Consider the following 26,084-nt stretch of genomic DNA (forward strand, 5'->3'; position numbering starts at 1 on the left):
TGTGATCGCTGTGTTAGCGTCCCGTCCATGACTGGAGAACGGGGTGCCACGCTGGCGGATGTCGCGCACCGGGCCGGAGTGTCGCCCTCGACCGTCTCGCGCACCCTGCGCGGTCTGTCGACGGTGTCCCCGCAGACCCGTGCGCGCGTCGAACAGGCGGCCCGGGAGCTGTCGTTCGCGATCTCCCGCAGCGCCTCGAGCCTGGTCACCGGGCGGACCGGCAGAGTCGCCGTCCTCGTGCCGAACCTTGAATCCTGGTTCCTGGGCGCCGTGCTCGCCGGCCTCGCACCCGAACTGAACGCCGTGGGGCTGGACATGCTCGTGTACAGCGTCACCACCGCCGAACAGCGCGCCCAGTTCTTCGACCGCCTGCCCGCCCGCCGCAACGCCGACGCACTGCTCGTGGTCAGCTTCGCGCTCTCCCCTCAGGAGCGGGAGCGTCTGGACGGCTTGGGGATGCCCTTGGTGTTCGTCAGCCAGCACGAGGAGGGACGGGCGAGCGTGTACGTGGACGACGCGGAGGCCGCCCTGCGCGGCACCCGGCACCTGCTCAACCTGGGGCATCGACGGATCGCCTACATCGAGCCCGCAGACGATTCCGGTTTCGCCTGGAGCAGTCGTGCCCGTCTCGAGGGCTATCGGTCGGCCCTTGCGGGCGCCGGGGTGAGCCGCGACGACGATCTGGTCAGGCAGGTCGCACAGTGGCAGGGGCCGAGCCTGGACGCAGCGGTCGGGCGCCTGATGTCCCTCCCGGAGCCCCCGACGGCGATCTTCGCCGAAACCGACGACATCGCATTCCGGCTGCTGACCGTGCTGCGAGGCGCGAACATGACGGTGCCGCACCGGATATCCGTGCTCGGCTTCGACGACCACGCCATGGCTGGGGCCTGGGACCTGTCCACCATGGCCCAGCCGGCCCGCCGGCTGGGGGTCGTCGCAGCCCAATTGGCGAACGCCGTGATCCAGGACCCGAGGGCGGACAGGCAACGCCATGTCGTGCTCCCGGTGGAACTCGTGCCGCGGGGTAGCACGGGGCCCGCCCCGCAGCCGTAGCACTCCTGCACGGGTGGCTGTTGGGCGGTTGCGCCCTCCAGGCCCGGGGCCCCGCAGCCGGGGGCCGGCTCAACCACCACCGCCTGCCGCTGCGGGACCGCACTCCGTGGAACATCGCGGACCGTTCCGGCGACCCGGCCGTCCTCGACACCTTCCGCCGCTACACCAAGCTGCGCGAACGGCTCGTTCCGTACCTGGCGGAGGAGACCAAGGCGGGCCTGGCCGAGAACAAGCCGCTGATGCGCGGACTGTTCTTCGACCACACCGACGACGTACGGATCTGGGACCACCAGGACCACTTCCGGCTCGGCTCGGCGCTGCTCGTCGCCCCGGTAACCGAGCAGGGCGCCACGCACCGCACCGTTTACCTTCCCGTCGGTACGGACTGGGTCGACGTGTGGACGGGCGAGACGGTCGCGGGTGGCCAGGAAGTCGTCCGCGAGGCACCCCTCGGCACCATTCCGGTCTTCGCGACGGCCGAGCGCTGGCCCGCTCTGAAGCCGCTCTTCTCCGAGCTCGTCTGACCTCCAAGGCAGGGGAGCACGCACTCGCCGGGCGGTACCGGTACCTGACGCATCGGTACCGCTCGGCGGCTACGCACGGGTTCGGGGAAACGGGCTCGGAGGCCGGTGACGAGCCGGTCCTGGACGCACAGGCTCGGGCGAACAGCTTTCAGCCGCTCGTCGTGGGCCGTCCTTCTTGCCCACTCCGACCTGCTGAGTGACCTCGGTGCGCTACTCCTCCACCGGGTCCAGGTCCCCCGAGCCGTCGAGCAACTCCCTGGGCCCCAGACCCGGCCAGAGATCGGCCAGGTCCGAGGTCTCGGCGAGGACGCGGCCGGTGAGCCGCCGATTCTCCGCCCTGTCCGGGGGCGTCATGGCGTGACGACCGGGGCCTGAAGTTCGGTCACCCACTCGTCCTGGTTCGGCGGGCACTCCAGGCTGATCTCTCGCGGGTACGCGGTGGAACGGTAGCCGTTGCCGTCGATCCAGCGGGCCAGGGTCTGGGCTGTGGGCAGCACCGCGTCCATCGAGCCGTGGTGCATGATCGTCGCGGCTCGTTCGACGGGTGGCAGGTCGCGTACCTGGAAGGTGCCGTCCTGGAGAGGTGCGGCAACCTCGACGGCCGCGTGGACGCTGATGCGGCCGCCGCCCTCCGGGGCGTCCTCGTAGTAGGCGACCCCCGGGCCCGAGGGTGTGATGCCGGCGGTCTTCAGGCGCCGGAAGAGCTCCTCGTAGAGCGGTCCGATGACAGGACTGATGTCTACGGGTTCGAAGCTCGCGGCGGTGGCGGTCAGCTCCGCCACCCGGATCGCGGGGAGGCTCTTGATGACGACGTCGTTCGTGGGCATGTGCCCCTCGCTCTCGATCGAACGGAGCCTCGCCTCGACCTGGACGAGCCGTGCGGCAGCCGCCGCCATGCCCGCCTCCAGTTCGGTCCGCCGCAGCCGCAGCATGGCGCGCAGTTCCTCGGTGGTGATCTCCTCGTCCAGGATCTGCCGGACCTGCTGGAGGGTGAGACCGAGTTCCTTGAGCGCGATGACGCGGTTGAGGCGGGTGAGTTGGGCTGCCGTGTAGGAGCGGTAGCCGGTGGCGGGGTCGACATGGGCCGGGCGCAGCAGGCCGGTCGCGTCGTAGTGGCGCAGCATCCGGACCGAGACGCGGCCGTGCCGGGCGAAGTCTCCGATGGTGAACATGATGTCTCCGAGTTCAGCGCCTGACACGGTGTGAGAGTCAACAGGTGTCTCACGCGACACGTGACGACCGCGCCGACGGTAGTTCAGGCACCGGTCATGTGAGGCGCCGCTGTGTGACAGGGGCACGCATGGGTGACCTTCGGCTGCTGACATAGGCTGAAAGTTCAGGTGAATCGGAATCGGAATCCCAGGTCGAGGACGAGGCCGGGCTGTCCGGGCTGACCAAGATCGCTCGTACGGTGGGCGCGCAGTCTCGACGGTCGGTGGTCGACCTCCCGGCAGCCGCCTCTGGCGGTGTCCCTCCGGCAGCGGCCGGTGCAGGTCACGTGGGTTCTGCCGCATGGCGTGGTCATGCTTCCGGCTGCCCGTGGGGCAGGGTTTCGGTGGCGAGTGGATGGGATCGTGATGAGTGAACTGGCAAAGCCCGAGGTCGAGGTTCCGGAAGGCGCCACACCCACCGAGCTGACGGTTCGGGACCTGGTGGCCGGGGACGGTCCCGAGGCACAGCCGGGCAGGGTCGTCCAGGTGCACTATGTGGGAGTCACGTTCGCGTCCGGGAAGGAGTTCGACTCCTCCTGGGAGCAGGACCGGCCGTTCAAGTTCGCCGTGGGCGGCGGCAAGGCCATCAAGGGCCTGGACCGGGGGGTGAGGGGGATGAGGGCCGGCGGCCGGCGGGAGATCGTCGTCCCCCCGCGTCTTGGTTACGGCAGACAGTCGCCCTCTTCGCTGATCCCGGCGGGCTCGACGCTGATCTTCGTCGTCGACCTGCTCACCGTGGTCGGCGGGCCGGCCGGGGCGAATCCCCGCTCGGCCTGAACCGAGCCGCTGCCCTCCCCTTCCTGGTGCGGGCTGTCCCACGGTCCTTCGGGTACGAGCGGACGATCACGACCCCGGCAGAAAGGAACCGACGGTGAAGGTCCTGTGGCTCACCGCGCATCCCGAACCCCGCTCCCTCAACGGCTCTCTTCACCGGGCAGGAGTACGGTCCCTCGAGGAACAGGGGCATCAGGTGCGCACGAGCGACCTGTACGCGATGAACTTCGACCCGGTCGTGACGGCCGACGACTTCTCCCACGCCTGCGGCGAGCGCCTGATCGTCGGCCGGGCGGGGAAGGAGGCCGTCCACCGGGGATCGCTGGCCCCCGACATCACCGCCGAGCACGAGAAGCTGTCCTGGGCCGACACCTTGATCGTGCAGTTCCCTCTCTGGTGGTACGGCATGCCCGCCATCCTCAAGGGCTGGTTCGACCGTGTCTTCGTCGCCGGATTCGCGTTCGGCGTCCACGACGCCCAGGGCCGTCAGCTCCGCTACGGCGAGGGTGCGCTCGCCGGCAAGCGGGCCATGGTCGTCGTCAGCGCGGGCGCCCGCGAGATGAGCCTGGGGCCGCGCGGCATCAACGGTGAACTCAACAACCTGCTCTTCCCCTTGCAGCACGGCACCCTGTGGTACGCGGGCATCGAGGTCCTTCCACCCCTGCTGGTCCACGGGGCGGACCGCGTGGACGCCGCCACCTTCACCCTCCACGCGGACGCCCTGCGCCGTCGTCTGCGGGAAATCCCGCAGACCGAGCCGTTGCCCTTCCGCAGGCAGAACGGCGGAGACTACGACGAGAACCTGGTGCTGCGCCCCGAAGTCGGTGCCCACCTCAGCGGATTCGCCGCCCACTACCGGACCGAGTTCTGAAGCACACCTGTGGGAGACCCGCACCGGCCGGGTGTCGTGCCGCCCGCCGCGCACCTTTCAGTGCGCACGCGGGGCGGCACGGATGTGCCCGTGGCCCTCAGCCCGCCTCGACACGGAGACGGACCGGAGCCCCGCCGCCCTGCGCGAGCGCGGGGAAACCGTGCCGGCCGGGGGTGAGCGAGCCCAGGATCGCGGGACGGTCCGCGCCGGTGCACGACGGCAGGGTGCCGGCCAGGCCGTGGACGCTGAGCCAGCCCAGCACGGCGAAGGCAAGTGCCTCCTTCGCGGCGGACGGCAGGCCGAGCTCGTCCGAGGTACTGACCGGCACGGAGAGTTCCGCTCGCAGGGCGCGCATCAGCTGCGGGTTGCGGATCCCGCCGCCGGAGGCGATGACCTCGCTCGCGCCCAGGCTTCGAACAGCGTCGGCCACGGTGACGGCCGTCAGCTCGGTCAGCGTCGCGGCCAGGTCCTCCAGCGGAACCTCAGCCGCACCGGGCAGCCGGTCGTGGAGATAGGGCAGGTGGAAGAGTTCCTTCCCGGTGGTCTTGGGCGCCGGGAGGCGGTAGTACGGCTCGTCGAGCAGCGCCCGCAGCAACTCCGGTCGCACCCGGCCGCGGGCGGCGAGCTCGCCGCCCGCGTCGTAGGCGAGTCGCCCTCGGGTGCCGTGGCTGACGGCGGCGTCCAGCAGGGCGTTGCCCGGGCCGGTGTCGAAGGCGAGGTGAGCACCGTCCCTTACGGCCGTGACGTTCGCGATGCCTCCGATGTTGAGGGCGACGGGCGTCCCTCCGCGGCCCGCGAGCCAGAGGGCGTCCACCAGGCTGACCAGCGGTGCGCCCTGCCCGCCGGCAGCCACGTCCCGGGTCCGCAGGTCGGCGAGGACGGGCAGTCCGGTTCGCTCCGCGATCCAGGCGGGCTGCCCGATCTGAAGGGTGCCGTGTACCCGGCCGTCCTCGACCCAGTGATAGACGGTCTGGCCGTGGGAGACGGCGAGTTCGGCCCGTCCGTCGCACAGCTCGGCGTCGGCGCGGGCGGCGGTGCGGGCGAAGGCCCGGCCGATTCCGGTGTCGAGGGCGCACACGTCGCGCAGGGTGGTGGGTGCCGGGGGCATGGCGGCGGTCAGAGCGGTGCGCAGATCCTCGTCGTAGGTGTCGGTGACCATCCCCAGGGGGCGGACGACGAGGCCCTCGCCGTCTCGGTGGATGTCCGCCGCCGCGGCGTCGATGCCGTCGTAGGACGTGCCGGACATCAGGCCGATCACACGCACTTGGGGGACTCCTCGGTCTTCGTCGGGGCCGCCGAACCGCGCAGCGGGCGGAGGTGGTCGTCGCCGCGCAGCGTCCACAGGGCGAGGACGCTCACGGCACAGGTGACGGCGGCGTAGTACCCGGGGACGTCGGCGTCCCCGGTCCTTTCCACCAGCTCGGTGATGATGAGGCCCGCGCAACCCGAGAACACGGCGTTGGACAGCGCGTACGCGAGCCCGAGCCCCGTGTAACGCACCGAGGTCGGGAACATCTCCGACAGCATCGCCGGTCCGGGGCCCGCGAGCATGCCCACCGCGGCGCCGGCGAGGAAGACGGCCACGCCGCGCAGGACGGACGAAGAGCCGGGGTCCTGCAGCAGGTTGAGGAGCGGCAGCGAAAGCACGGCGATCACCACCGCGCCGGTCAGCATCACCGCACGCCGTCCCACCCGGTCACTGAGCCGGCCGGCGGGCAGGATCGACGCGGCGAAGCCGGCGTTGGCGAGCACCGTGGCCACCAGCGCCTGCTGGAAACTCGCGTTCAGCACGGACTGCAGGTAGGACGGCATGACGACGAGGAAGGTGTAACCGGCCGCGGACCAGCCCATCAGCCGTCCGGCACCCAGCAGGATCGCCTTCGCCGTCTCGCCGGCCGCGGCCCGAGGCGTCACCTCCGCGGGCCGGGCCGAGGTGGCGGTGGACGCCTTGACGAAGCTCGGCGTCTCGTCCAGCTTCAGTCGCAGCCACAGCGCGACCGCGCCCATCGGCAGGGTGAGCAGGAACGGCAGGCGCCAACCCCAGTCGTGCAGGGCGGCCTCTGTGAGCAGTGTCGCGAGCAGCGCGGCCACCCCGGCACCGGCGAGCAGTCCCAGGGCAACGGTGAAGGACTGCCAGGCGCCGTACAGGCCACGGCGGCCGGGCGGGGCGAACTCGGTCATCACCGCGACCGCCCCACCGAACTCACCGCCCGCCGAGAGCCCTTGGAGGATCCGGAGGAGCGTCAGCAGCCACGGTGCGAGGGCGCCGACGGTCGCGTACGTCGGCAGCACCCCGATCAGCGTCGTTGCCGCCGTCATCATCAGCAGCACGGTGATCAGGGTGGGCCTTCGGCCGATACGGTCACCGAGCCTGCCGAACAGCGCGGCACCCACGGGGCGGAAGAAGAACGCCAGGGCGAAGGAGGCGTAGGCGGCGATGAGCCCCTCGGCCTCGCTTCCCCCGCCGGGGGTGAAGAAGTTGGCGGCGATGATCGTGGCGAAGTAGCCGTAGACGCCGAATTCGTACCACTCGATGAAGTTGCCGACCGCGCCGGCCACCAGCGCCTGGCGGGGCGGACCTGAGGAGGCGGGGGAGGACGACGTGGGGGAGGGCGTGTTCATGGGGCCTCCGGACGAGATCGTGCCGGGTGGGGGGACGGCAGGTGGGGGGTTGTCTAGACCTCCCGCCCAGCCTGAACCATGAACCGTCGCGATGGCAAGGGTGACGTTCCGTGGTGTCCGCAGGTCGGCGCTGTCGGCGGGACCTGGTGACGCACCGGCTGCCCGGCTTCCCTCAGAGACTCCGGTCTGTCCTGTGCCTTCTGTCCCTCGAGGTTCTGTCCTCCCGGAGGGGCAGGTGGAGCGGCACACCGGTCAGTTCTCAGCCGCCCATGTTGTGAACCGGCGGCTGTGGGGTGGGACGGGTCCGGGACAGCTTCGCGGCCCTGCCGCGGGCCGCGTCGAAGGCCGAGACCGGTCGGCCGTCCCGGCGCCAGGGCTCGGCGCCGCACCACGGTCCGATCAGGCGGAACTGTTCCAGTGCCGCCGCGTACATCATCGACCGCAGCATGTGATGGGCGAGCAGGTGGCGCAGCGCCGGAAGGCGCTCGTCGTCGGGTGCGACACGGTCGAAGGAGGAAGCGATCCGCTTCAGCAGGCTCCTCGTCATCGGTGTGACGGCCGCCCCGCTGGAGAGGGACCGTTCGGTGAGTTCCTCCAGCGCGTGAAGGCCGATCCCTGCCAGCGGACTGCCGGGCGGGGCTTTGCGGACCGCTTGGCGGGCGAATCGCATCATCCGCCGGTTGCTGCCGAACCACTTCGCGCACCAGTACTGCAGGGCCTGCCAATGTCCCTCGTAGTGGTGGGGAGCGCGGGCACTCAGCCCTTCCCACAAGGGCTTGAACTGCGAGCGCCGGTACTGGGCTCCGCGTGCGGCCGTGACCATCACGACCCAGGGGCCGGGGTTCTTCGGGTCGTACAGCGCGGCCTGCCGGGCCACTTCGATCGCGGCCGGGAGCATGGCGCGGAACCGTTCCATGTCCGAGGTCATGACTTCGTGGGCGTATCCGCTGCCCCGGATCTCCCAGGCGCGGTGGACCATGATGGAGGCTTTGAGGGTGGCCGCGTCGCAGTCCCGGGGCTCGGCGTCGAGCCAGGCGCCGAGCCAGGCGTCGTCCTCACGGGCGACGTGCTGCAGGAGTTCCAGCCGGCCCCAGCGCTCGTCCCAGTCCGAGCCCGCAGTCCGGACATACCGTGCGGCGGACTGCCAGTCCCCTCCCCACGCCGCGTCGGCGACGGCCTGTCGCTCCTCCGCGCGGCGTGCCGGCGGGGGTGGTCCGGCGCGCCTGGAGTCGAGCACTTCGCGTGGCGGGAGGCCGTAGTCGGAGGCGACGAAGTGCTCTCCGGCGCGGCGAGGGGCGATGAGGAGCCGGTAGATCAGTACGAGAAACACGCCGAGTACGACGGCGAGCAGGATGGTCACGTCCGGAGATCATTCCCGAGCCGATCACCTTGCGCAATAGTCATGGCCAACGGTGGGGCGAGGTCCGAGGGGGAGTGAGGGCGCCGTACGGTCGGACGCGGGCACCGGTGTGACCGGGTGCGGGGCAGCCCTCGACAAGATGTACGAATGTCGGTTGCGCGTGATAGTCACTACCCCCATGAGGGGGTGATCAATTGCCCCCTGTGAGAGACCAGGGGGTGGGGACGATGGCGTTGCTCCGTGATCGGGGGATCACGTTGGGGAGATGGACCGGCAGGCCGGGGGCGCGGCTGGAGAGGGACTCCGGCGATCCGGACGTGGCGCGGATGCGCGAGGCGGCCGTCGCGGCGGACTGGACGACGGTGCGGGGCCTGCTGGAGGCACGTCCGGAACACCAGGACCGGACACAACTCCTGTGGGCGGTCGGCAACACAGCCGGCGTCGAACGGTGGATCGTCGAGGTGCTGCAGAAGGAGCCCGAGTCGGCGCACGCGTTGACCGTCGCGGGGATCCGCCATGTCAGCTGGGGCTGGGATGCCCGGACCTCCGCGCGCGCCGAGAACGTCTCGCGCAAGCAGTTCGAAGTCTTCCACTCCCGGCTGCGGCAGGCCGAGGGATGGCTGTACGAGGCTGCCGAGCTGGAGCCGGGCTGGACCTCTCCCTGGTACGTCCTCCAGATCACCGGCCGAGGGCTGGAGATCGGGCAGGTCACCGCGCGCCGCCGGTTCGAGGCGGCCGTGCGCCGGGATCCGCACCACCTGGGGGCGCACGTCCAGCAGTTGCAGCAGGTATGCAAGAAGTGGGGCGGATCCCACGAGGAGATGCACGCGTTCGCGCGCGAGTCCGTGTCCAGGGCTCCCGGCGGTACACCGCTCGCCCGGCTGGTGCCGGACGCGCACATCGAGGAGTGGCTCTCGCTGGACCCCGGGCCCGGCGCCGAGTACATGCGCACACGCGAAGTGGCGGACTCGCTCGGGCAGGCGGCGGAGCACTCGTACCGGCATCCGGACTTCGAGCGGGCGGGACCCGGGCTGGAACTGCTGAACAGCTTCGCGATGGCGTTCTCGCTCGCCGGGGACCGGGCCTCCGCGCGGGAGTGCTTCCAGGCCACCGAAGGGCGGGTCACGGAGTCCCCCTGGAGCTACATCAACGGCTCCGACCCCGTCGCGGCCTACCGCAAGCACCGCTCGGCCGCCGGACGCTGACTTCTTGCTCCGGCGTACGCCTACGCAGGGACGGGCATCGTGTCCGCCCCGCCTCCTTTCTCTGTCTTCCCGCCCGTGCCGTCGACCGGCGCGGGCGCGCCGCCGAAGGATTCTGCCCGGTGTCCCCATCCGAGACCGCCCACACCTTCCAGGTCGACCTGCGAGGCCTGGTCGACCTGCTCTCCCACCACCTCTACTCGAGTCCCCGCGTCTATCTGCGTGAGCTGCTGCAGAACGCTGTGGACGCCATCACCGCCCGTCAGGGCGTCACTCCTGACCTGCCCGGCGCCATCACCGTGCGCACCGGTGAGACGCTCACCGTCACGGACAACGGCATCGGACTCACCGAAGCCGACGTCCACCGTTTTCTCGCCACCATCGGCCGCAGCTCCAAGCGGACCGCCGACGGCGCACTGGACGGCGCCGGACTCGACTCCGCCCGCGGGGAGTTCATCGGCCAGTTCGGAATCGGTCTGCTGGCGTGCTTCGTCGTGGCCGACGAGATCACGGTGCTCAGCCGGTCCGCGGCCGACCCCGAGGCACCCGCGGTCGAGTGGCGAGGCCATTCCGACGGCCGCTACACCATCCGTACGCTGCCGGCCTCGACGGTGCCGGAACCCGGCACCACCGTGCGGCTCGTCCCACGAGCCGACAGCGCCGAGTGGACGAGCCCCCGTCAGGTCGTGGACCTCGCACGGCACTACGGCAGCCTGCTGCGCCACGAGGTCACCGTCGTGGACCCGCACGGCGGGAAGGAGCGGATCAACGACACCCCGCCGTGGGAGCGGACGCACCGCTCTCCGCTCGCCCACCGCGAGGCGCTGACCGCCTACTGCCGCGACCGGTTCGACTTCACACCGCTGGACACCATCGAGCTGGACCTCCCGGCAGCCGGCCTGCGCGGCGTCGCCTACGTCCTGCCGACGGCCGTCAGCCCGGCCCAGCGCGCCGGACACCGGGTGCACCTGAAGGGCATGCTGCTCACCGACAAGGCGCCCGAACTGCTGCCGGAATGGGCCTTCTTCGTACGCTGCGTCGTCGACACCACGAGTCTGCGGCCGACGGCCTCACGCGAATCGCTCTACGAGGACGGCACCCTGTCCGCCGTGAGGGACGCGCTGGGCGACCGGATCCGGGACTGGCTCACCGGCCTCGCCGCCAGCGACCCCGCGCTGCTGCACCGGTTCATCGACACCCACCACCTCGCCGTGAAGGCGTTGGCACGTTACGACGACGAACTGCTGCGGGTGGTGCTCCCGTGGCTGCCGTTCGAGACCACCGACGGCAACGTCACACTCGAGGAGTTCGCGCGTACACACCCCGTCCTCCTGGTCACCCGCAGCGTCGAGGAGTTCCGGCAGGTCGCCCCGATCGCCTCGGCCGCCGGTCTGGGCGTGGTCAACGGCGGCTACACCTATGACCGCGACCTCGTGCACCGGCTGCCGGAGATCCGCCCCGGAACCTCGGTGAGCGACCTCGACCCGTCCGCGGTCACCGCACATCTGGACACGGTGGACCCGACCGCCGAGCTGCGGGCGGCGGCGTTCCTGCTCATCGCCCGGGAGACGATCGGAGCGCACGACTGCGACGTCGTGCTCCGCGACTTCCAGCCGGTGTCAGCCCCGGCACTGCTGCTCGACAACCGGGAGGCCCGTCACGAGCGGACCCGGTCGAGCCTCGCCGCCGACAGCGACGGACTGTGGGCCGACATCCTCGGCTCCCTGCGGCACGAGACACCGCGCGCCCAGCTGGTCCTGAACCACCTCAACCCGCTGGTACGCCAGGCCATCACGATCTCCGAGCGCGGTCTGGCCGTCACCACGGCCGAGGCACTGTACGGCCAGGCCCTGCTGCTCAGCCGCCGCCCGCTGAAGGCGAGCGAGAGCGCCCTGCTGAACCGGGCCTTCATCGGCCTGCTCACCCACGCCATGCACAACCCCGGCACGCACGCGGGCGGCTCCGAGCCCCGGAAGGACATCTGATGCTGGACACCCCCGAGGCCGTGATCGAAGCACTGCGTGAGAACCACGGCCGCCCCTACGGCCCCCAGCGCACCGTCACCGCCGAAGAGATCGTGGAAGCGGCGGGCCAGTTCGAGAAGCCCGACGTCCTCGTCACCGCTCTTCTGGAACTGATGGAGGCGTACGAGTACACCGCGGAGTCCCGCAAGTCGCCGGTGGTCTTCGCCCGGCTGCTGAAACTGTGGGACGAATCCCCCGAGGAATTCAGCGAGTGGGAGGCCCACCAGGTCTACTGGCGGTTCAAGTGGGTGGCCACCGCGCTGCTCGACGTGCCCGAGGTCTCCCTCGCCTCGGTACGGGGCTGGATCGAGGAGACACTGCGCAGGTACGAGAAGGCCGGGCACGGTGTGCAGCCCGTGGCGGCGATGCGCTACCACGTCGCGGCCCACACCGGCGTGGGAGTCGCCGACGCTTACGACCTGTGGGCCACCCGGCCGCGCACCGGGCTGAGCGACTGCGAGGCGTGCGAGACCCGCTACCTGGCCTCACATCAGATGAACGGCGGCGACGACGCCGGTGCGCTCGACACGCTCCGGCCGGTCCTCGACGAGGCGACCGGCTGCTCCGAGGAGCCCCAGACGAGCCAGGCGCTGGCGCTCGGAGCCCTGCTGCGCTCCGGCAGGCTCGACGACGCCCGTTCGTACCACCTGGCCGGCTACCGCCGGGTCCGGGGGAACACCGGCATGCAGGCATGGGTCGGCAGGCACCTGGAGTTCTGCGTACTGTCCCGCAACGAGGGACGCGGCCTGGAGATCCTCACCGAGAACCGTCCGCTGTTCGAGGCGACCGGTGCCCCGCTCGCCCATCTGGACTTCCTGACCGGCGTCGAACTGCTGCTCGCCCGGATCGTCGAGGACGGGCACGCCGGCACGGTCGTCGCGGGCCCGCCGGGACGGAGCTGGACGGCGGACGAACTGCTGGCACACGTACGCACCGAGGGGGACCGGCTGACCGCGGCGTTCGACGCACGCAACGGCACGGCGGCGGTCGGTGACCGCCGCCGTGAGCGCCTCTCGCAGCGTCCGCTGCTCGACTCGCCGCTCCCGCTGGGTCTGCGGACGTCCGTCACCCGCCCGGTGACGGGCTCGGCCCCGCCGGTGACCGCTCCTGCCGTCGCGGTGCCCGACGACTTCGTGACCCTGGTACGCGAGGCACGACGGATGGCGAGCGTCGGCCATCCCGGTGACGCCCGGCTGTGGACCCGGATCTCGGAGCGCCTGGCCGATGGAAGCGCGGCGCACGACGACGTGCTGGGCCCCCAGGAACTGCTGCGGGCGGAACTCGCCGAGCAGCGGGCGGCGGAGCTGGCGTCGGCCGAACGTACCGACGAGGCCACCGCGGAGGCGCTCCGGGCCGCCGAACTCTACGAGCGGCTCGACATGCCGTGGCAGGCGCTGTCGATGAGGGCCCGCGCCCTCGCCTGGCCGGAGCCGCCGGCCGACGGGGCCGCCGAGCAGGCCGGGGGGGCCGAGCGGCTGGACCCGGACGGGACGCGGGACGCCCTCGACGAACTCCTTCGCGAGGCGGAAGTGCTGCGCACGGCAGCCCCGTTCACGGGTGAGCCCCTCGGGACGGCGGAGGCGGCTTCCTGCGACGACCTCGAACAGGCGCGCAAACTGGCGTACCTCGGGGTGCTCTGGGCGCGTACCTTCACGGCCTTCCGAGCGCTGGGACGCGAGGACGTGGAGCCCTCCCCCGACCGCGTCGAGCGCTTCGAGATGTGCGTCCAGGCCCTGCACACCGAGGCGGAGCGGCTGGACATGCCCCACCAGGTCGCCAACGCACGGCAGTTCACCGCGAACGAGGCCGCCGGCCGGGGCGAGTTCGCACAGGCCGAGGAAGAACTCCGTACCGCGCTGAAGGAGCTGGAGGCCGCCGGCCGGCCGTGGCGCGGTCCTCGGCCACGCGTGCAGCTGGCCCAGACCCTGATGGCGCAGGACCGGCCACAGGAGGCCGTGGAACTGCTGCACCAGGCGATCGCCGACGCCGTGCGGTACGACGACGAGGACTTCCCGATGGCGCCGACGTACGCGATCCTCGGCCACGCGGTCTCGCACACCGGCGATCACGCGGGTGCCGTACGCCACCTGTCGGAGGCGGCCGTGCGGTTCGACCGGTCGGGATCCGTGCGGGAAGCGACCGACGTGCGGTTGCAACTGGTCGACGTCCTGATGAGGACGGGCCGGCAGGGCGACGCCGTGGCGGTCCTCGAGTCCCTGGTCGCCGAGGACGCGGCGGCCGCGCTCGACGAGCGGGTCGTCGCCCAGGCCAGGCTCATGCTCGCGCGGGGACTGCGCGAACTGGAGGAGTACCTGCCGTCCGCGGAGGAGTTCCTGCGGCTGGCGGACACCGTGTCCGACTGGGAGGACGACGACGCCCCCGTCCGGACCATGGTGAGTGCCGAAACTGCCGTGGCGCTGGCTCTGGCGGACCGCTGGGACGCGGCCGGCGCGGCGTACGGGCGAGCCTTGGAGGCGCACACCCAGGCCCCCAACCCGTCCCTGCTGACGCACATGATGTGCGAGTTCGCGCGTCTGGTCATGGTTGCGCAAGGTGCCGAGGGCCTGGAGACGGCGCTGAGGTATCTCGTCGAGGCGGACGCGCTGGTGACGTCGGTGCCCGAGGGCACCGAGTGCTTCGAGCCGTGGTTCGAGCGGGGCACCGTGCACTACCGCCGGGGACGTGTCCTGGCGGAGGCGGAGCGGTTCGAGGAGGCCTTGGCCGAGACGGAGGCCGCCGTCGCTTCCCACGAACTGGGCGGCGAGCACGGCGAGTCGGCCCGCGCCGAAGCGGTCCGGATCGCCGCGCTGATCGAGGGCAACGCGCTGCTCCGGTTCAAGGAGGCCGTCGACCGGCTGACGACGGCATCGGAGCGCTGCCGGAAGGCAGGCCTCCCCGAGGCGGCGCAGATCCTCGACGCCTTGCGGGAGGACTACACGTCGCGCCTGGCCGAGAGCCGCTGAATCGGCGCCGGTCAGCCGGCCCCGGGGTCCGGCCGTGCACCGGCGCTGTCGGTATCGAACGACGGCACCGTGCACCGCGCCGGGCCCCGGGGCCGCGGCCGTGCCCGTAGAAGTGAGTCAGTCGCGGGCCTCGGAGGAGAAGCGGACGAAGCCGGCGATGCGCGGGCTGAACGTGCGGCCGCCCTGCTCGCCGAGGGCGGACCGTACTCCCGCCGCCACGTCGGCGTCGGGATCTCCGAGCACCTCGAAGCTCTGCGCAGTGCAGCGCTTCATCACCTCCTGGACATAGGGGTCAGCCAGCTTCCGGTGGGTCCGGACCACTGCCACCCGCGGGCCGATGGAGGGGCGTCGTCAGCCGCCGTTGGACTGCCTGATGCCCTCAGCGAGTGCGTCGAAGGTGTAGAGATAGCCGCCGGCCGGTCCGCTGACGGTCATGTACGCCTTGGTCCCGCCAGGCGTGATGGCCACATTGGTCGCCGACTCGAGCCCCTCGGCGCGGGCGGGGACCTCGACCGTCGCCAGGTGTTCGCCGGTCCGGCTGTACACGGCCATCGCGGCTCGTCCGTGGAGTGCCTGGTAGAGGTTGCCGTCCGCGTCCACGGCGATCGAGTCGGTCTGGGCGATCCCGGCGTCCACCCGGATCGCCGTGTGCCGGGACGTCATGGTCCCCTCCTCGTCGAGGCGGACATAGGAGATCCGGTTCTGGGTGAGCTCACTCACCCACAGCCCCCGGTAGTCCTCGTCGAAGGAGATTCCGTTCGGCGAGGCCAGGCTGTCGGCGACGACGCCGGCCTTCGCGCCGTCACGATCGATCCGCACCACACGTCCCCTGGCGTCACCCGGGGACTGGCTCCTGGAGTCACTGACGTACAGGTTGCCCTGCTGGTCGAAGGCGATGTCGTCCGGATTCATCCTCGCTCCGTCGACCTCGCCCGAGAAGAAGGTCCTCAGGTCGCTCCCGTCCGGGGCCAGGCTGACGACCTCGCCGTGGGAGTAGTCGGTCAGGTACAGCCGGCCGTCGTACGGGCTGGTCTGCGCGGAGGTGTAGTTGCCCCGGTCGTCCGTATGGGCGGTCCGGGACGTCCTCTTGCGCACGTCGACGCGCAGCACCTTCGGATCACCGGCCGGCGCGGTGACGTCGACGACGAGCAGATCGCCGTCCTTGTCGAAGGTGGGGCCCTCGAGCAGGGTCATGCCGGTCTCTTCGTGCACCTTCGTCAGCTGCATGACCTGGTGTGCGCGGATGGTCCTGTCCGCACCGCCTGCGGCCGGAGCGCCGTCGGCGGTGCCATTCGTCTCCGTACCGCATCCGGTGAGGGTGAGGGTTCCGACGGCGGCGAGTGCCGCGAGGGATCGGACCGGGAGTCGTCGCATGGGGGGATCTCTTCTCTGTTCGCGAAAGCTGCGAAAGGCCCGTCGGCCGGCCGTTCGGCGTGGTCCGCACGGGGGCGCCGAGGCGCCCGGCACGTGTGTGGGGGCCACCCGTGCCGCAACCGGACAGTGGTGTCCGGTTGTTGCTACCGTAGCGGACGGCTGCTCGTTCCCGGGCGGCCGAGCGATTGGAGTGAGACCCCCACATGACAACCACTCACCTGCCTGACCCCGATGAACTCGACACCCTCAGGCAGCGCTACAGCCTCGAACGTGAACGCCGGGTGCGCCCCGACGGCGCCCGTCAATACCGCCCCGCCGAAGCCGACTTCGGGTACTACGCCGCCGATCCGTACGTGGACGGGGTCGCCGGGCGCGAGCCGCTGAAGGACACCGTCGACGTCGCCGTGGTCGGTGGCGGGTTCGGCGGCATCCTCGCGGGCGCGCGGATGCGGCAGCAGGGCGTAGGACGTGTACGGATCGTCGAGAAGGGAGGCGACTTCGGCGGCACCTGGTACTGGAACCGCTACCCGGGCATCCACTGCGACATCGAGTCGCACGTCTATCTGCCGATGCTCGACGAGACCGGTTACGTGCCGGAGTGGAAGTACGCGCCCGGCGAGGAGATCCGCCGTCATGCCGTGCGCATCGCGGAGAAGTACGACCTCTACCCGGACGCGCTGTTCTCCACCGCCGTCACCTCACTGACCTGGGACGAGGCGACCGAGACGTGGATCGTGGCCACCGATCGCGGTGACCGCTTCCACGCCACGTACGTCGTCACCTCGACCGGGACCATGTCCGAGCCGAAGCTGCCGGGCATACCCGGCATCGAGAGCTTCCGGGGTCACACCTTCCACACATCGCGCTGGGACTACTCCTACACCGGTGGCACCCCGGGGGGCGGTTTGAGCGGACTCAAGGGGAAGCGGGTGGGGATCGTCGGCACCGGCGCCACCGGCGTTCAGGTGATCCCGATGCTGGCCGAGGACGCCGAGCACGTATACGTGTTCCAGCGCACCCCCTCCAGCGTCGATGTGCGCGACAACCGCCGGACCACGGCCGAGGACGTCGGTGCCGATCGCGAGGGCTGGGCACACGAGCGGCGGGAGAACTTCCTGCGCATCGTCTCCGGAGAGCCCGCCGTCCGTGACCTGGTGGCCGACGGCTGGACCGCATCGGCCGCGCTCCTGGAGAAGCTTCTGCCCAGCTTCCGCCGCGCGCAGGAAGGACCGTCCTTCGAAGCCGAGTACGAAGTTGCGGACGCGGTGAAGATGAACGAGCTGCGCGCCCGCGTCGAGCGGTCGGTCGACGACGCGGCGACGGCGGAGAAGCTCAAGCCCTGGTACCGGTACGCCTGCAAGCGCCCCACGTTCTCCGACAAGTACTACGCGGCGTTCAACCGCGACAACGTTTCCCTGGTCGACACCGCCGACACCCACGGCATCGAACGCATCACCGAGCACGGGGCGGTCGTCGGCGACCGTACGTACGAGCTCGACTGCCTGATCTTCGCCACGGGATTCTCCGTCGGGGTCTCCGGCATCCTCTCCGGCAAGCTTCCCGTGCACGGACGGGGCGGAACCCAGCTGCTGCACGCGTGGGCCCAGCAGGGGCCGCGGACCCTGCACGGCTTCACCGGCAACGGCTTCCCGAACCTGATCCACATGGGCTCCCTGCACAACGCCAGCAGCGTCAACTTCACACACGTACTCGACGAGCAGGCCGTCCACGCCGCCGCTCTCGTCGCCGCCGCCGAAGCCGGGCGGGCCGTCGTCGAGCCGTCGCCCGAGGCGGAGGATGCCTGGCTGGCCGTCCTGGCCAAGGGTGCGGCGGACCACGAGTGGTTCCACGCCGAGTGCACTCCCGGCTACTACAACCGCGAAGGGCTCGGCAGGCCGAACACCGCGAGCGCCTTCCCCCACGGAGCCGTCGCCTTCCACGAGCTGCTCAGGCGGTGGCGCGAGGAGTCGATCGCTGAGGTACTGCGTCCCAGGACCGCGGTAGAAACGAACTGAAAGATCACTGAACAGCTCATAACGTCATAAAGTATTTCAGTGCCTCCCCGTTCTCCCTCTTGAGGATTGGGGAGGCATCGGCCTGAAATCCGCCGTGTCTCCCGGCCCGACTCATCTCCGCTGTCCGAGGCGGGAGTTCGGAGAAACCCCGGACTGGCGATCGCTTGTGGTCGACGCTATGGTTAGCCTTGCCTAAGTGGTGACCGGGGGCTGCCTTGTCGTGTGCGGCCGGAGAGCAGACTGCAGGAGAATTCGAGGCCATGACGCCGTCCCCGCGCTGTCCGTCACATTCCTCGCGTGATTCCGGCGGCGTTCTCGTCGCCGGAACGTGTCGCGGGGCCTCGGTGCGAGCGATCACGGGCGACAGGTGAGCCGTGTGCGCGAGCTGGAAGGGCGGACGGCTCTGGTCACGGGAGCGGGCCGGGGTATAGGTGCCGCCGTGGTGGCCGCTCTCGTCGGCCATGGCGCCCGGGTCTGTGCCACCGACGTGGACGGCGCCGCGGTGGCGGCCGTCGCCAAGGCTCACACGGAGGCGGGCGCGGACGTCCTCGCGCGCGAGCTCGACGTGAGCGACGCGAACGCCGTCGAGGCCGTGGTCGACGTGGCCGAGTGTGAACTGGGGCCGCTGGACATCCTGGTGAACGTGGCGGGCATGCTCCGCGGGGGGCCCGTGCTCGAACTGGACGATGCCGACTGGGCGGCCGTGTTCGCAGTCAACACCAACGGTGTGATGCACGTCTCCCGTGCCGTGGCGCGCCGGATGACCCTTCGGGGCCGGGGCGGCATCGTGACCGTCGCCTCCAACGCGGCAGGTGTCCCACGTGCCGGAATGGCGGCGTACGCGGCCTCCAAGGCGGCCGCGGTGATGTTCACCAAATGCCTCGGCCTCGAGGTCGCGCCCCTGGGTGTGCGGTGCAACACCGTCTCCCCGGGTTCCACGCTGACGGACATGCAGCAGGCCATGTGGGAAAAGGCCCCCGGAGGCGCCGACGCCGGAAGGCGGGGCGTCATCGAGGGAGATCCCGCCTCGTACCGCACCGGTATCCCGCTCGGCCGGATCGCCGAGCCCGCCGACATCGCCGATGCCGTGGTCTTCCTCGCCTCGGACCGGGCACGGCACATCACCATGCACGACCTCTACGTGGACGGCGGAGCCACTCTGCGCGCCTGACCCCCGGCCCCGGGTCCGAGGGGCCTGCGGAGGTGGCGGGCCGGCGCACCCGGTCCGGCGCACCCGGCCGTTCTCCCGTCCCGACCTCGTCCCGCATGACTCCGGAGTCCGCCATGACTGCTGACCATCCCCACGCCTCCCGGACGCGCTCACACCGGGTGCCGACGCTCCCACCTGGCCGCCCGAGTTCGCCGGCCGGTACCGGGAGCGGGGCTACTGGCGTGGCGAGACCTTCGGGGGAGTGCTGCGTGAGCGGGCCGCGGCACACCCCGACCGCATCGCGTTGGTGGACCCCGCGCCCCGGCGCAGAACCCGTACCTACCGGGAACTGGACGAGGCGGCCGACCGGCTCGCGGCCGGATTCGCCGAGCGGGGGATCGGGCGCGGGGACCGTGTCGTCGTCCAGCTCCCGAACGTCGCCGAGTTCGTCGAGGTGGTCTTCGCGCTGTTCCGGATCGGGGCCCTGCCGGTGTTCGCGCTGCCGGCCCACAGGGAGACGGAGATCCTGCACTTCTGCTCCTTCAGCGAGGCGGTGGCCTACGTCGTCCCGGACCGGCTCGCCGGTTTCGACCACTGTGAACTGGCCTCCCGGGTCCGGGCGAACTGCCCGCTGCTGAAGTGGGTGTTCGTGCTGGGCGAGGCGGGTGACCACACTCCGCTGGCCGGGGTTCCCCGCGAACCCTCCGGCCCGCTGCCCGGTCCCGAGCCGCACGAACTCGCCTTCCTCCAGCTCTCCGGCGGAACCACCGGGGTGTCCAAGCTGATTCCCCGCACCCACGACGACTACATCTACTCGCTGCGCGGATCCAACGAGATCTGCGGGGTGGACGAGCGCACCCGGTACCTGGTGACGCTGCCTGCGGCGCACAACTTCCCGATGAGTTCTCCCGGTTGGCTCGGCACCCTCTACGCGGGCGGCACGGTGCTGCTGTGCCCCCGGCCCGAACCGTCCGTCGCGTTCCCCCTGATCGAGCGTGAAGGCGCCACCCTCACCGGCCTGGTACCTCCGCTCGCCCACCTGTGGACGGAGGCCGCCGCCCGGGGTGAGCACGACCTGACCTCCCTCCGTCTGGTCCTGGTCGGCGGCGCCAAGTACAGCGAACAGGCGGCGCGACGTCTGGAGCCGGCCCTCGGGTGCCGGCTGATGCAGGTCTTCGGGATGGCGGAAGGGCTGGTCAACTACACCCGCCTTGACGACGATCCGGAGACCGTCGTCACCACTCAGGGCCTGCCGATCTCACCGGACGACGAGGTGAGGATCGTCGACGACACCGACCGGGACGTGCCCGAAGGAGAGCCGGGTCACCTGCTCACCCGCGGCCCGTACACCATCCGCGGCTACTGGCGGGCGCCCGAGCACAACGCCCGGTCGTTCACCCCGGACGGCTTCTACCGCACCGGAGACGTCGTCCGCCGGACGCCGACCGGGCACCTGGTGGTGGAAGGGCGGGCCAAGGACCAGATCAACCGGGGCGGCGAGAAGATCGCCCCCGAGGAGATCGAGAACATCATCCTCGCCCACCCCGCCGTCCACGACGTCTCACTCGTCTCCGTGCCCGACGAGTTCCTGGGCGAACGGACACTCGCCCACGTGATCCTGCGCGAGAACGCCGAACGGCTCCGGCCCGCCGACGTCAAGGCGTTCGTACGGTCCCGCGGGGTCGCCGCGTACAAGATCCCGGACCTCGTCCGCTTCGTGGACACCTTCCCGCGGACGGGCGTCGGCAAGGTCAGCAAGAAGGCCCTGCGCTCCGTCGTGACCGCCCCCGAACAGCTCTGAGAGGCCCGCCAGCCATGGCACTTCCCGCGATCGCCGCCTACCCGCTCCCCACGCCGGAGGAACTGCCCGGCAACCGGGTCTCCTGGACGGTGGACCCGGCGCGTTCGGTTCTGCTCGTCCACGACCTGCAACAGCACTTCCTGTCGGCCTTCCCGTCCGGTGAACAGCCGCTGAAGGGCATGCTCACCAATACCGCGCGGCTGCTGGCGCACGCACGTGGCGTGGGCGTCCCGGTCGTCTACTCCACGCAGATCGGCGGGCAGAGTCCGGAGCAGCGAGGCCTCCAGCTCGACTTCTGGGGGCCGGGCGTCGCCGATGATCCCGCGATGCTGGCGATGCCGGCCGAGGTGGCCCCGGAACCGGGGGACACCGTCCTGACCAAATGGAAGTACAGCGCCTTCGCCCGCACGGATCTCGAGGACCGGATGCGTGCCCAGGGTCGTGACCAGCTCGTCATCGTCGGGGTCTACGCCCACATCGGCGTGATGATGACGGCCTGCGACGCCTGGATGCGGGACATCCAGGCCTTCGTGGTGGCCGACGCCACGGCGGATTTCTCACGGGAGCAACACGAGACGGCGCTGCGGTGGTCCGCGGGCCGCTGTGCGGTGGTGACGACCACGGACCGTGTCCTGGAAGTGAATTGACGATGCGTCACGAACGGCCGGAATCGCGCGCTGTCCGGCGGGGGCCGGGAGGCCGGACTTGACACCGCGCGGCCGATAGGAAAGGTTAGCTAAGCCTTACCTAATAACGAGTTCCCCGAGCATCTCGGAGGCGGTCCCGGTGGGCCCCGAGCAAAGGATGAGGATGTCAGCAGGGCACGCAGACGCGGAGCTGTACGACCAGCAGCCGGTCCACGACGTGGTAGGCGTGGGCTTCGGCCCCGCCAACCTCGCTCTGGCCATCGCGATCGCCGAGCACAACGCGCACAGCGGCGGCGCCCGCGCACTGCGCACCGCCTTCGTCGAACGCCAGCGGGAGTTCGGCTGGCACCGGGGCATGCTCCTGGCCGGCGCCACCATGCAGGTGTCCTTCCTCAAGGACCTGGCCACGATGCGCGACCCCAGCAGCCGCTTCACCTTCCTGCGGTTCCTGCACGAACGCGGCCGCCTGGTGGACTTCCTGAACCAGAAGACCTTCTTCCCCACCCGCATCGAGTTCCACGAGTACCTGAGCTGGTGCGCGGCCGCCGTGAACGACCAGGTGCGGTACGGCCGGCAGGCACACTCGGTACGGCCGGCCGGCGGGAGCGGTCCCGTCGACGTCCTCGAGGTGGGCTCCACCCCGACCGGCGACCTCACGGGCCCGGTCGAGACGCTGCGGACCCGGAACCTCGTGGTCGGCACCGGACTGGCACCGAAGCTCCCCGAGGGCGTCGAACTGGGCCCGCGCGTGTGGCACAACCGGGATCTGCTCCCCAGCCACCGCTCGCTGGCCACCCGGCCGCACCGTCGCTTCGCCGTCATAGGGGCGGGCCAGTCCGCCGCGGAGACGGTCGACTTCCTTCACCGGGAGTTCCCTGACGCCGAGGTCTGCGCGGTCTTCAACCGCTACGGCTACAGCCCCGCGGACGACAGCCCCTTCGCCAACCGGATCTTCGACCCCGAGGCCGTGGACCACTTCTACGCCGCGCCCGAAGAGGTCAAGCAGTCCCTGCTGACCTACCACTCCAACACCAACTACTCGGTCGTCGACCCCGACCTGATCGAGCAGCTGTACCGCACCTCCTACCAGGAGAAGATCGCGGGTGCCGAACGGCTGCGATTCCTCAACACCACGTCGCTGACCGCCGTCGAGGAGCGCGAGGACGACGTCCGCCTCCATCTGCGCCCGCTGGTCGAAGGGGATCCGTACACCCTGGACTGCGACGCCGTGGTGATGGCCACCGGGTTCAGGCCCGCCGATCCGCGGAACCTGCTCGGCGACCTGTACGAAGAGTGCCTGACGGACGGTCAGGGACGGCTGCGGATCGGGCGCGACCACCGGGTCCTCACCACGCCGAGGGTGAGCGCGGGAATCTTCGTGCAGGGCGCGATCGCCCAGCACACCCATGGGATCACGTCCTCCCTGCTGTCCACCCTCGCGGTCCGCTCGGGCGAGATCTGTGACGCCCTGCTGCTCGACCGTGCCGGACGGAAGGTGCCGGTTCCGGCAGCCGCGGTGGACACGGCCGAGAACCTCGCCGCCGCGACCGACTGAGCCACGAGCCGTTCCACCGGAACCTCGCCACCCCACTTCACCCCACTTCACCCCACCAAGGAGACCCCCCATGGGTGCCAACCCCTTCGACGACGAAGACGCCCGCTTCCTCGTCCTGGTCAACCAGGAGAACCAGCACTCCTTGTGGCCCGCGTTCGCCGAGGTCCCCGGCGGGTGGACGGTGGCGCACGGCGAGGACTCCCGGGCCGCCTGCCTGGCCTACGTCGAGGAGCACTGGACGGACATGCGCCCCGCGAGCCTGGTCGCGCACGCCGGACGCACACGCTGAACCGCCCGCCGGCGGCACGCACGCCGGCGACCGGTGCCGGACGCCTCACAGGGCAGTCCCAGGACGTCCGCGCCCATCGGCGGCTCCGGCACACACCTCGACAGCACCACCCGCAGCCCGATCCGGGCCCCACCCGCCAAGCCGGAGCAAAGGATTCGCAGACGTGTCCGTAACCACACCGGTGCGCCCTCACCCCGTGCACGAGGCCGCCGACCTGCTGGCGGCCTATCTGACGGGATCGTTCTACTTCTCCTCCGCACGCGGCACGATGCTGGCGGACGGGGTGTACTCCCGGGTCCAGAAGACCACGGGTCTCAGGGCGGCCGCCGCGGCCCGGGCGCTGGAGGAGGCGGCCTCAGCCGGACTGCCGTCTCCCGTGGTGGTCGGAGCCGTCGGCTTCCGTCCCGAGGCGCAGGCATCCCTCGTGGTGCCCGCGGCGGTGCGGCGCGCAGGTGCGCCGGGGTACCTGCCGGCGCCCGCCACCCCGGCGGGCCAGGGCTGGCGGGTCCGTCCCGTGCCGGAGCCCGAGGGCTACGCCGACGGTGTCCGCCGAGCGGTCGAACTCATCCAGGACGAGAAGCTCCGCAAGGTCGTCCTCGCGCGCTGCCTCGAACTCACCGCGGACGCCCCGGTCCGGGTGCCCGCGCTGCTGGCCCGTCTGGTTCGCGCCAACCCGGCCGCCTACGCGTTCGCAGCCGATGTCACCGCCCCCGGCGACCGCGCCTTCCGCACCCTGGTCGGCGCCAGTCCCGAACTCCTGGTCTCCCGGCAGGGCATGACCGTGAGCGCCAACCCCCTGGCCGGTTCCGCCCCGCGCTCCGACGACGAGGCGGTGAACCGCGAACGCGTCGCCCGGCTGCGGGACTCGGCGAAGGACCTCGGTGAACACGCCCATACCGCCGGACAGGTGGCGGAGGTTCTCGGCCGGTTCTGCTCCGATCTCGTGGTCCCCGACGGACCCGAGGTCATCGGCACCCCCACCATGTGGCACCTGTCCACGCGGATCACCGGCAGGCTGCGCGACGCCGGGGACCCGGCCTCCTCGGCCCTCGGTCTGGCGGAGGCGCTGCACCCCACCCCGGCTGTCGGCGGGGTTCCCGCCGCCGCGGCGGTCGAGGCCATCGCGGAACTCGAGCCGGCGGACCGCGGCTACTACGCCGGTATGGTCGGCTGGAACGACCTGAACGGCGACGGCGAATGGGCCGTGGCCATCCGCAGCGCCGAGGTCGACGATCGCACGGTGCGCGTCTTCGCGGGAGCCGGCGTCGTCGCCGACTCACAGCCCGCCGCCGAACTGGCGGAAACCACAGCCAAGTTCCGCACCCTGCTCGAGGCGCTGGGCCTCGGCGGGGTGGCGTGACCCACCCACGGCCCGCACAGTCCGGGCGTCCTCTCCCACCCCTCTCGCCGACCGCCCGGTCCGCCGTCAAGAACACAGGAGCACACAGGTGAACGAGTCGCTGTCGTACGAACGGATACTCGGGGACGTCGCCGAGATTCTCGGCTGTGACACCTCGGAGATCGGTCCCGAGGACAACCTCTACGACCTCGGACTGGACTCGGTGCGGCTGATGACCCTGATCGAGCGCTGGCGTTCCGCCGGTGCTCACCAGCTGGAGCTGCCCGATCTCGCCGAGCGTCCCGAGATCGCCTACTGGAGCACCCTGCTGACGGGGGAGAAGCGATGACGGACGCCGGTGACCGGCACCGCCACCTGGACCGGATCGCGGAGGTCCGGGAGGGGGATGTGCCGAAGAAGGTCCGCTACCCCATCCGGGTCCGCGAGACGGAGGTCGTACGCTCCACCATGGTGGGGACCGGACTGCTGCGGCTGACCCTCGGCGGCCCCGGTGTCGAGGGCTTCGAGTCCCACTCGCCGATCGACCACGTCAAGCTGATCTTCCCGGAGCCGGACGGCTCCCTGCGCCTGCCCGAACCGAACGGCGACATGCTGCGCTGGCCCCGCCCGGCGCCGGTCTCACGGCAGTACACCGTACGCCGTCACGACCCGGTGGCCGGCGAGATCGACATCGACATCGCCCCGCACCCGGGTGGCCTCGCATCGGACTGGGCGCAGGCCGTGAAGCCCGGTGCCGTCGCCCATGTCGCGGGCCCGCCCGGCGGACTGATCGTGCCGCACGTCTACGACCGCTACCTGCTGGTCGGTGACATCACGGCGCTCCCCGCGGTCGCCTGCTGGCTGGAGCAACTGCCCCGGGACGCACGCGGATGGGCCTTCGTGGAGGTCGCCGACGCCTCGGAGGAGATCCCGCTGTCCGCCCCGGACGGCATCGAGGTGCGCTGGCTGCACCGAGGTGACCGCCCGGCAGGCACCGGAGACCTCATGGAGCGCTCCGTCACCGCCGTCACCGTGCCGGAGGGCGAGCGGCTGTACGCCTGGATCGCCGGTGAGGCAGGGCAGATCAAGCCCCTGCGCCACTGGGTACGGGACGAACTGCGCCTGCCGCGTACGGACTTCGACATCACCGGCTACTGGAAGCGCGGAGTCGACAACTTTGACGACGAGCACGACCACGAGCCCCACCACCACGAGCCCCACGAGCACTGAGGCCTCCCGGCCCTGGCTCACCCCCACACACACATCGAACCTCCCCGACTACCTGCCGGGGAGTCACAGACCGAGCAGAG

The 26,084-nt window shown here is 70.9% G+C and carries 22 protein-coding genes and 1 pseudogene; 16 read left to right on the plus strand and 7 right to left on the minus strand.

Going from position 1 to position 26,084, the window contains the following annotated elements:
- The first annotated feature begins 27 nt into the window (after positions 1–27).
- Both ACGFNN_RS05450 and ACGFNN_RS05455 read left to right on the plus strand, forming a co-directional pair.
- A complete protein-coding gene (locus ACGFNN_RS05450) occupies positions 28–1,053 on the plus strand; it encodes a LacI family DNA-binding transcriptional regulator (RefSeq protein ID WP_393553207.1) in 1,026 nt (341 codons plus the stop codon).
- Positions 1,054–1,073: 20 nt separating this feature from the next.
- Positions 1,074–1,577, plus strand: coding sequence for a hypothetical protein (locus tag ACGFNN_RS05455; RefSeq protein WP_393553209.1), 504 nt, complete (start codon positions 1,074–1,076; stop codon positions 1,575–1,577).
- A 210-nt stretch (positions 1,578–1,787) separates the two neighbouring features.
- Here the strand turns inward: ACGFNN_RS05455 and ACGFNN_RS05460 are convergent, their stop codons facing one another.
- On the minus strand, positions 1,788–1,931 hold the full coding sequence (locus ACGFNN_RS05460) for a hypothetical protein (protein WP_393553211.1): 144 nt from the start codon (positions 1,929–1,931) through the stop codon (positions 1,788–1,790).
- Entirely contained in the window at positions 1,928–2,749 is an 822-nt protein-coding gene (locus ACGFNN_RS05465) for a MerR family transcriptional regulator (protein WP_393553213.1), read from the minus strand. Before ACGFNN_RS05465 ends, ACGFNN_RS05460 begins: the two co-directional genes overlap by 4 nt.
- A gap of 405 nt (positions 2,750–3,154) precedes the next feature.
- Between ACGFNN_RS05465 and ACGFNN_RS05470 the strand changes: the two genes are divergently transcribed.
- Together ACGFNN_RS05470 and ACGFNN_RS05475 are read left to right on the plus strand one after the other, a co-directional pair.
- Positions 3,155–3,565, plus strand: a complete 411-nt coding sequence (locus tag ACGFNN_RS05470) for an FKBP-type peptidyl-prolyl cis-trans isomerase (protein WP_393553214.1) — start codon at positions 3,155–3,157, stop codon at positions 3,563–3,565.
- A gap of 94 nt (positions 3,566–3,659) precedes the next feature.
- Positions 3,660–4,433, plus strand: coding sequence for an NAD(P)H-dependent oxidoreductase (locus ACGFNN_RS05475; protein ID WP_393553216.1), 774 nt, complete (start codon positions 3,660–3,662; stop codon positions 4,431–4,433).
- A gap of 97 nt (positions 4,434–4,530) precedes the next feature.
- Here ACGFNN_RS05475 and ACGFNN_RS05480 read toward each other — a convergent pair whose 3' ends face one another.
- The 3 genes from ACGFNN_RS05480 to ACGFNN_RS05490 all read right to left on the minus strand — a co-directional run bounded on the left by ACGFNN_RS05480 (position 4,531) and on the right by ACGFNN_RS05490 (position 8,415).
- Positions 4,531–5,697, minus strand: coding sequence for an anhydro-N-acetylmuramic acid kinase (locus ACGFNN_RS05480; RefSeq protein ID WP_393553218.1), 1,167 nt, complete (start codon positions 5,695–5,697; stop codon positions 4,531–4,533).
- Entirely contained in the window at positions 5,688–7,055 is a 1,368-nt protein-coding gene (locus ACGFNN_RS05485; RefSeq protein ID WP_393553219.1) for an MFS transporter, read from the minus strand. The genes ACGFNN_RS05480 and ACGFNN_RS05485 overlap by 10 nt, the downstream gene beginning before the upstream one ends.
- Before the next feature lie 259 nt (positions 7,056–7,314).
- Positions 7,315–8,415: a hypothetical protein gene (locus ACGFNN_RS05490; protein ID WP_393553221.1), complete on the minus strand. Its 1,101-nt coding sequence runs from the start codon at positions 8,413–8,415 to the stop codon at positions 7,315–7,317.
- Between the two features lie 227 nt (positions 8,416–8,642).
- Between ACGFNN_RS05490 and ACGFNN_RS05495 the strand changes: the two genes are divergently transcribed.
- From ACGFNN_RS05495 to ACGFNN_RS05505, 3 genes are all read left to right on the plus strand, one after another.
- The gene (locus ACGFNN_RS05495; RefSeq protein ID WP_393553223.1) at positions 8,643–9,620 is read left to right on the plus strand and encodes a hypothetical protein; all 978 of its coding nucleotides are present in this window, start codon (positions 8,643–8,645) and stop codon (positions 9,618–9,620) included.
- Positions 9,621–9,739: 119 nt separating this feature from the next.
- A complete protein-coding gene (locus tag ACGFNN_RS05500) occupies positions 9,740–11,602 on the plus strand; it encodes an HSP90 family protein (RefSeq protein WP_393553224.1) in 1,863 nt (620 codons plus the stop codon).
- Positions 11,602–14,604, plus strand: a complete 3,003-nt coding sequence (locus ACGFNN_RS05505) for a hypothetical protein (RefSeq protein ID WP_393553226.1) — start codon at positions 11,602–11,604, stop codon at positions 14,602–14,604. The genes ACGFNN_RS05500 and ACGFNN_RS05505 overlap by 1 nt, the downstream gene beginning before the upstream one ends.
- Positions 14,605–14,721: 117 nt before the next feature.
- Here ACGFNN_RS05505 and ACGFNN_RS05510 read toward each other — a convergent pair whose 3' ends face one another.
- Both ACGFNN_RS05510 and ACGFNN_RS05515 read right to left on the minus strand, forming a co-directional pair.
- On the minus strand, positions 14,722–14,877 hold the full coding sequence (locus tag ACGFNN_RS05510) for a hypothetical protein (protein WP_393553228.1): 156 nt from the start codon (positions 14,875–14,877) through the stop codon (positions 14,722–14,724).
- A 78-nt stretch (positions 14,878–14,955) separates the two neighbouring features.
- On the minus strand, positions 14,956–15,978 hold the full coding sequence (locus tag ACGFNN_RS05515) for an SMP-30/gluconolactonase/LRE family protein (protein WP_393553230.1): 1,023 nt from the start codon (positions 15,976–15,978) through the stop codon (positions 14,956–14,958).
- A 203-nt stretch (positions 15,979–16,181) separates the two neighbouring features.
- On the opposite strand from ACGFNN_RS05515, the gene ACGFNN_RS05520 reads away from it, so the two are divergent.
- From ACGFNN_RS05520 to ACGFNN_RS05560, 9 genes and pseudogenes are all read left to right on the plus strand, one after another.
- Positions 16,182–17,993 carry a flavin-containing monooxygenase gene (locus tag ACGFNN_RS05520; RefSeq protein ID WP_393553232.1) on the plus strand — a complete coding sequence of 604 codons (1,812 nt, stop codon included), beginning with the start codon at positions 16,182–16,184 and terminating at the stop codon, positions 17,991–17,993.
- Positions 17,994–18,360: 367 nt separating this feature from the next.
- A complete protein-coding gene (locus tag ACGFNN_RS05525) occupies positions 18,361–19,164 on the plus strand; it encodes a 2,3-dihydro-2,3-dihydroxybenzoate dehydrogenase (protein ID WP_393553234.1) in 804 nt (267 codons plus the stop codon).
- Between the two features lie 145 nt (positions 19,165–19,309).
- A pseudogene (locus ACGFNN_RS05530) lies at positions 19,310–20,944 on the plus strand ((2,3-dihydroxybenzoyl)adenylate synthase); the annotation flags it as partial.
- Positions 20,945–20,958: 14 nt separating this feature from the next.
- On the plus strand, positions 20,959–21,591 hold the full coding sequence (locus ACGFNN_RS05535) for an isochorismatase family protein (RefSeq protein WP_393553236.1): 633 nt from the start codon (positions 20,959–20,961) through the stop codon (positions 21,589–21,591).
- A gap of 163 nt (positions 21,592–21,754) precedes the next feature.
- Positions 21,755–23,146 (plus strand): lysine N(6)-hydroxylase/L-ornithine N(5)-oxygenase family protein, encoded by a 1,392-nt coding sequence (locus ACGFNN_RS05540; RefSeq protein ID WP_393553238.1) that lies wholly within the window; start codon positions 21,755–21,757, stop codon positions 23,144–23,146.
- Between the two features lie 70 nt (positions 23,147–23,216).
- The gene (locus ACGFNN_RS05545; RefSeq protein WP_362555226.1) at positions 23,217–23,435 is read left to right on the plus strand and encodes an MbtH family protein; all 219 of its coding nucleotides are present in this window, start codon (positions 23,217–23,219) and stop codon (positions 23,433–23,435) included.
- A 163-nt stretch (positions 23,436–23,598) separates the two neighbouring features.
- On the plus strand, positions 23,599–24,795 hold the full coding sequence (locus ACGFNN_RS05550; RefSeq protein WP_393553240.1) for an isochorismate synthase: 1,197 nt from the start codon (positions 23,599–23,601) through the stop codon (positions 24,793–24,795).
- A gap of 88 nt (positions 24,796–24,883) precedes the next feature.
- A complete protein-coding gene (locus ACGFNN_RS05555; protein WP_362555230.1) occupies positions 24,884–25,123 on the plus strand; it encodes a phosphopantetheine-binding protein in 240 nt (79 codons plus the stop codon).
- Positions 25,120–26,004, plus strand: coding sequence for a siderophore-interacting protein (locus tag ACGFNN_RS05560; RefSeq protein ID WP_362555232.1), 885 nt, complete (start codon positions 25,120–25,122; stop codon positions 26,002–26,004). The genes ACGFNN_RS05555 and ACGFNN_RS05560 overlap by 4 nt, the downstream gene beginning before the upstream one ends.
- Positions 26,005–26,084: the final 80 nt, after the last annotated feature.

The sequence above is a fragment of the Streptomyces sp. NPDC048590 genome, from assembly GCF_043199535.1.
Lineage (GTDB): Bacteria > Actinomycetota > Actinomycetes > Streptomycetales > Streptomycetaceae > Streptomyces.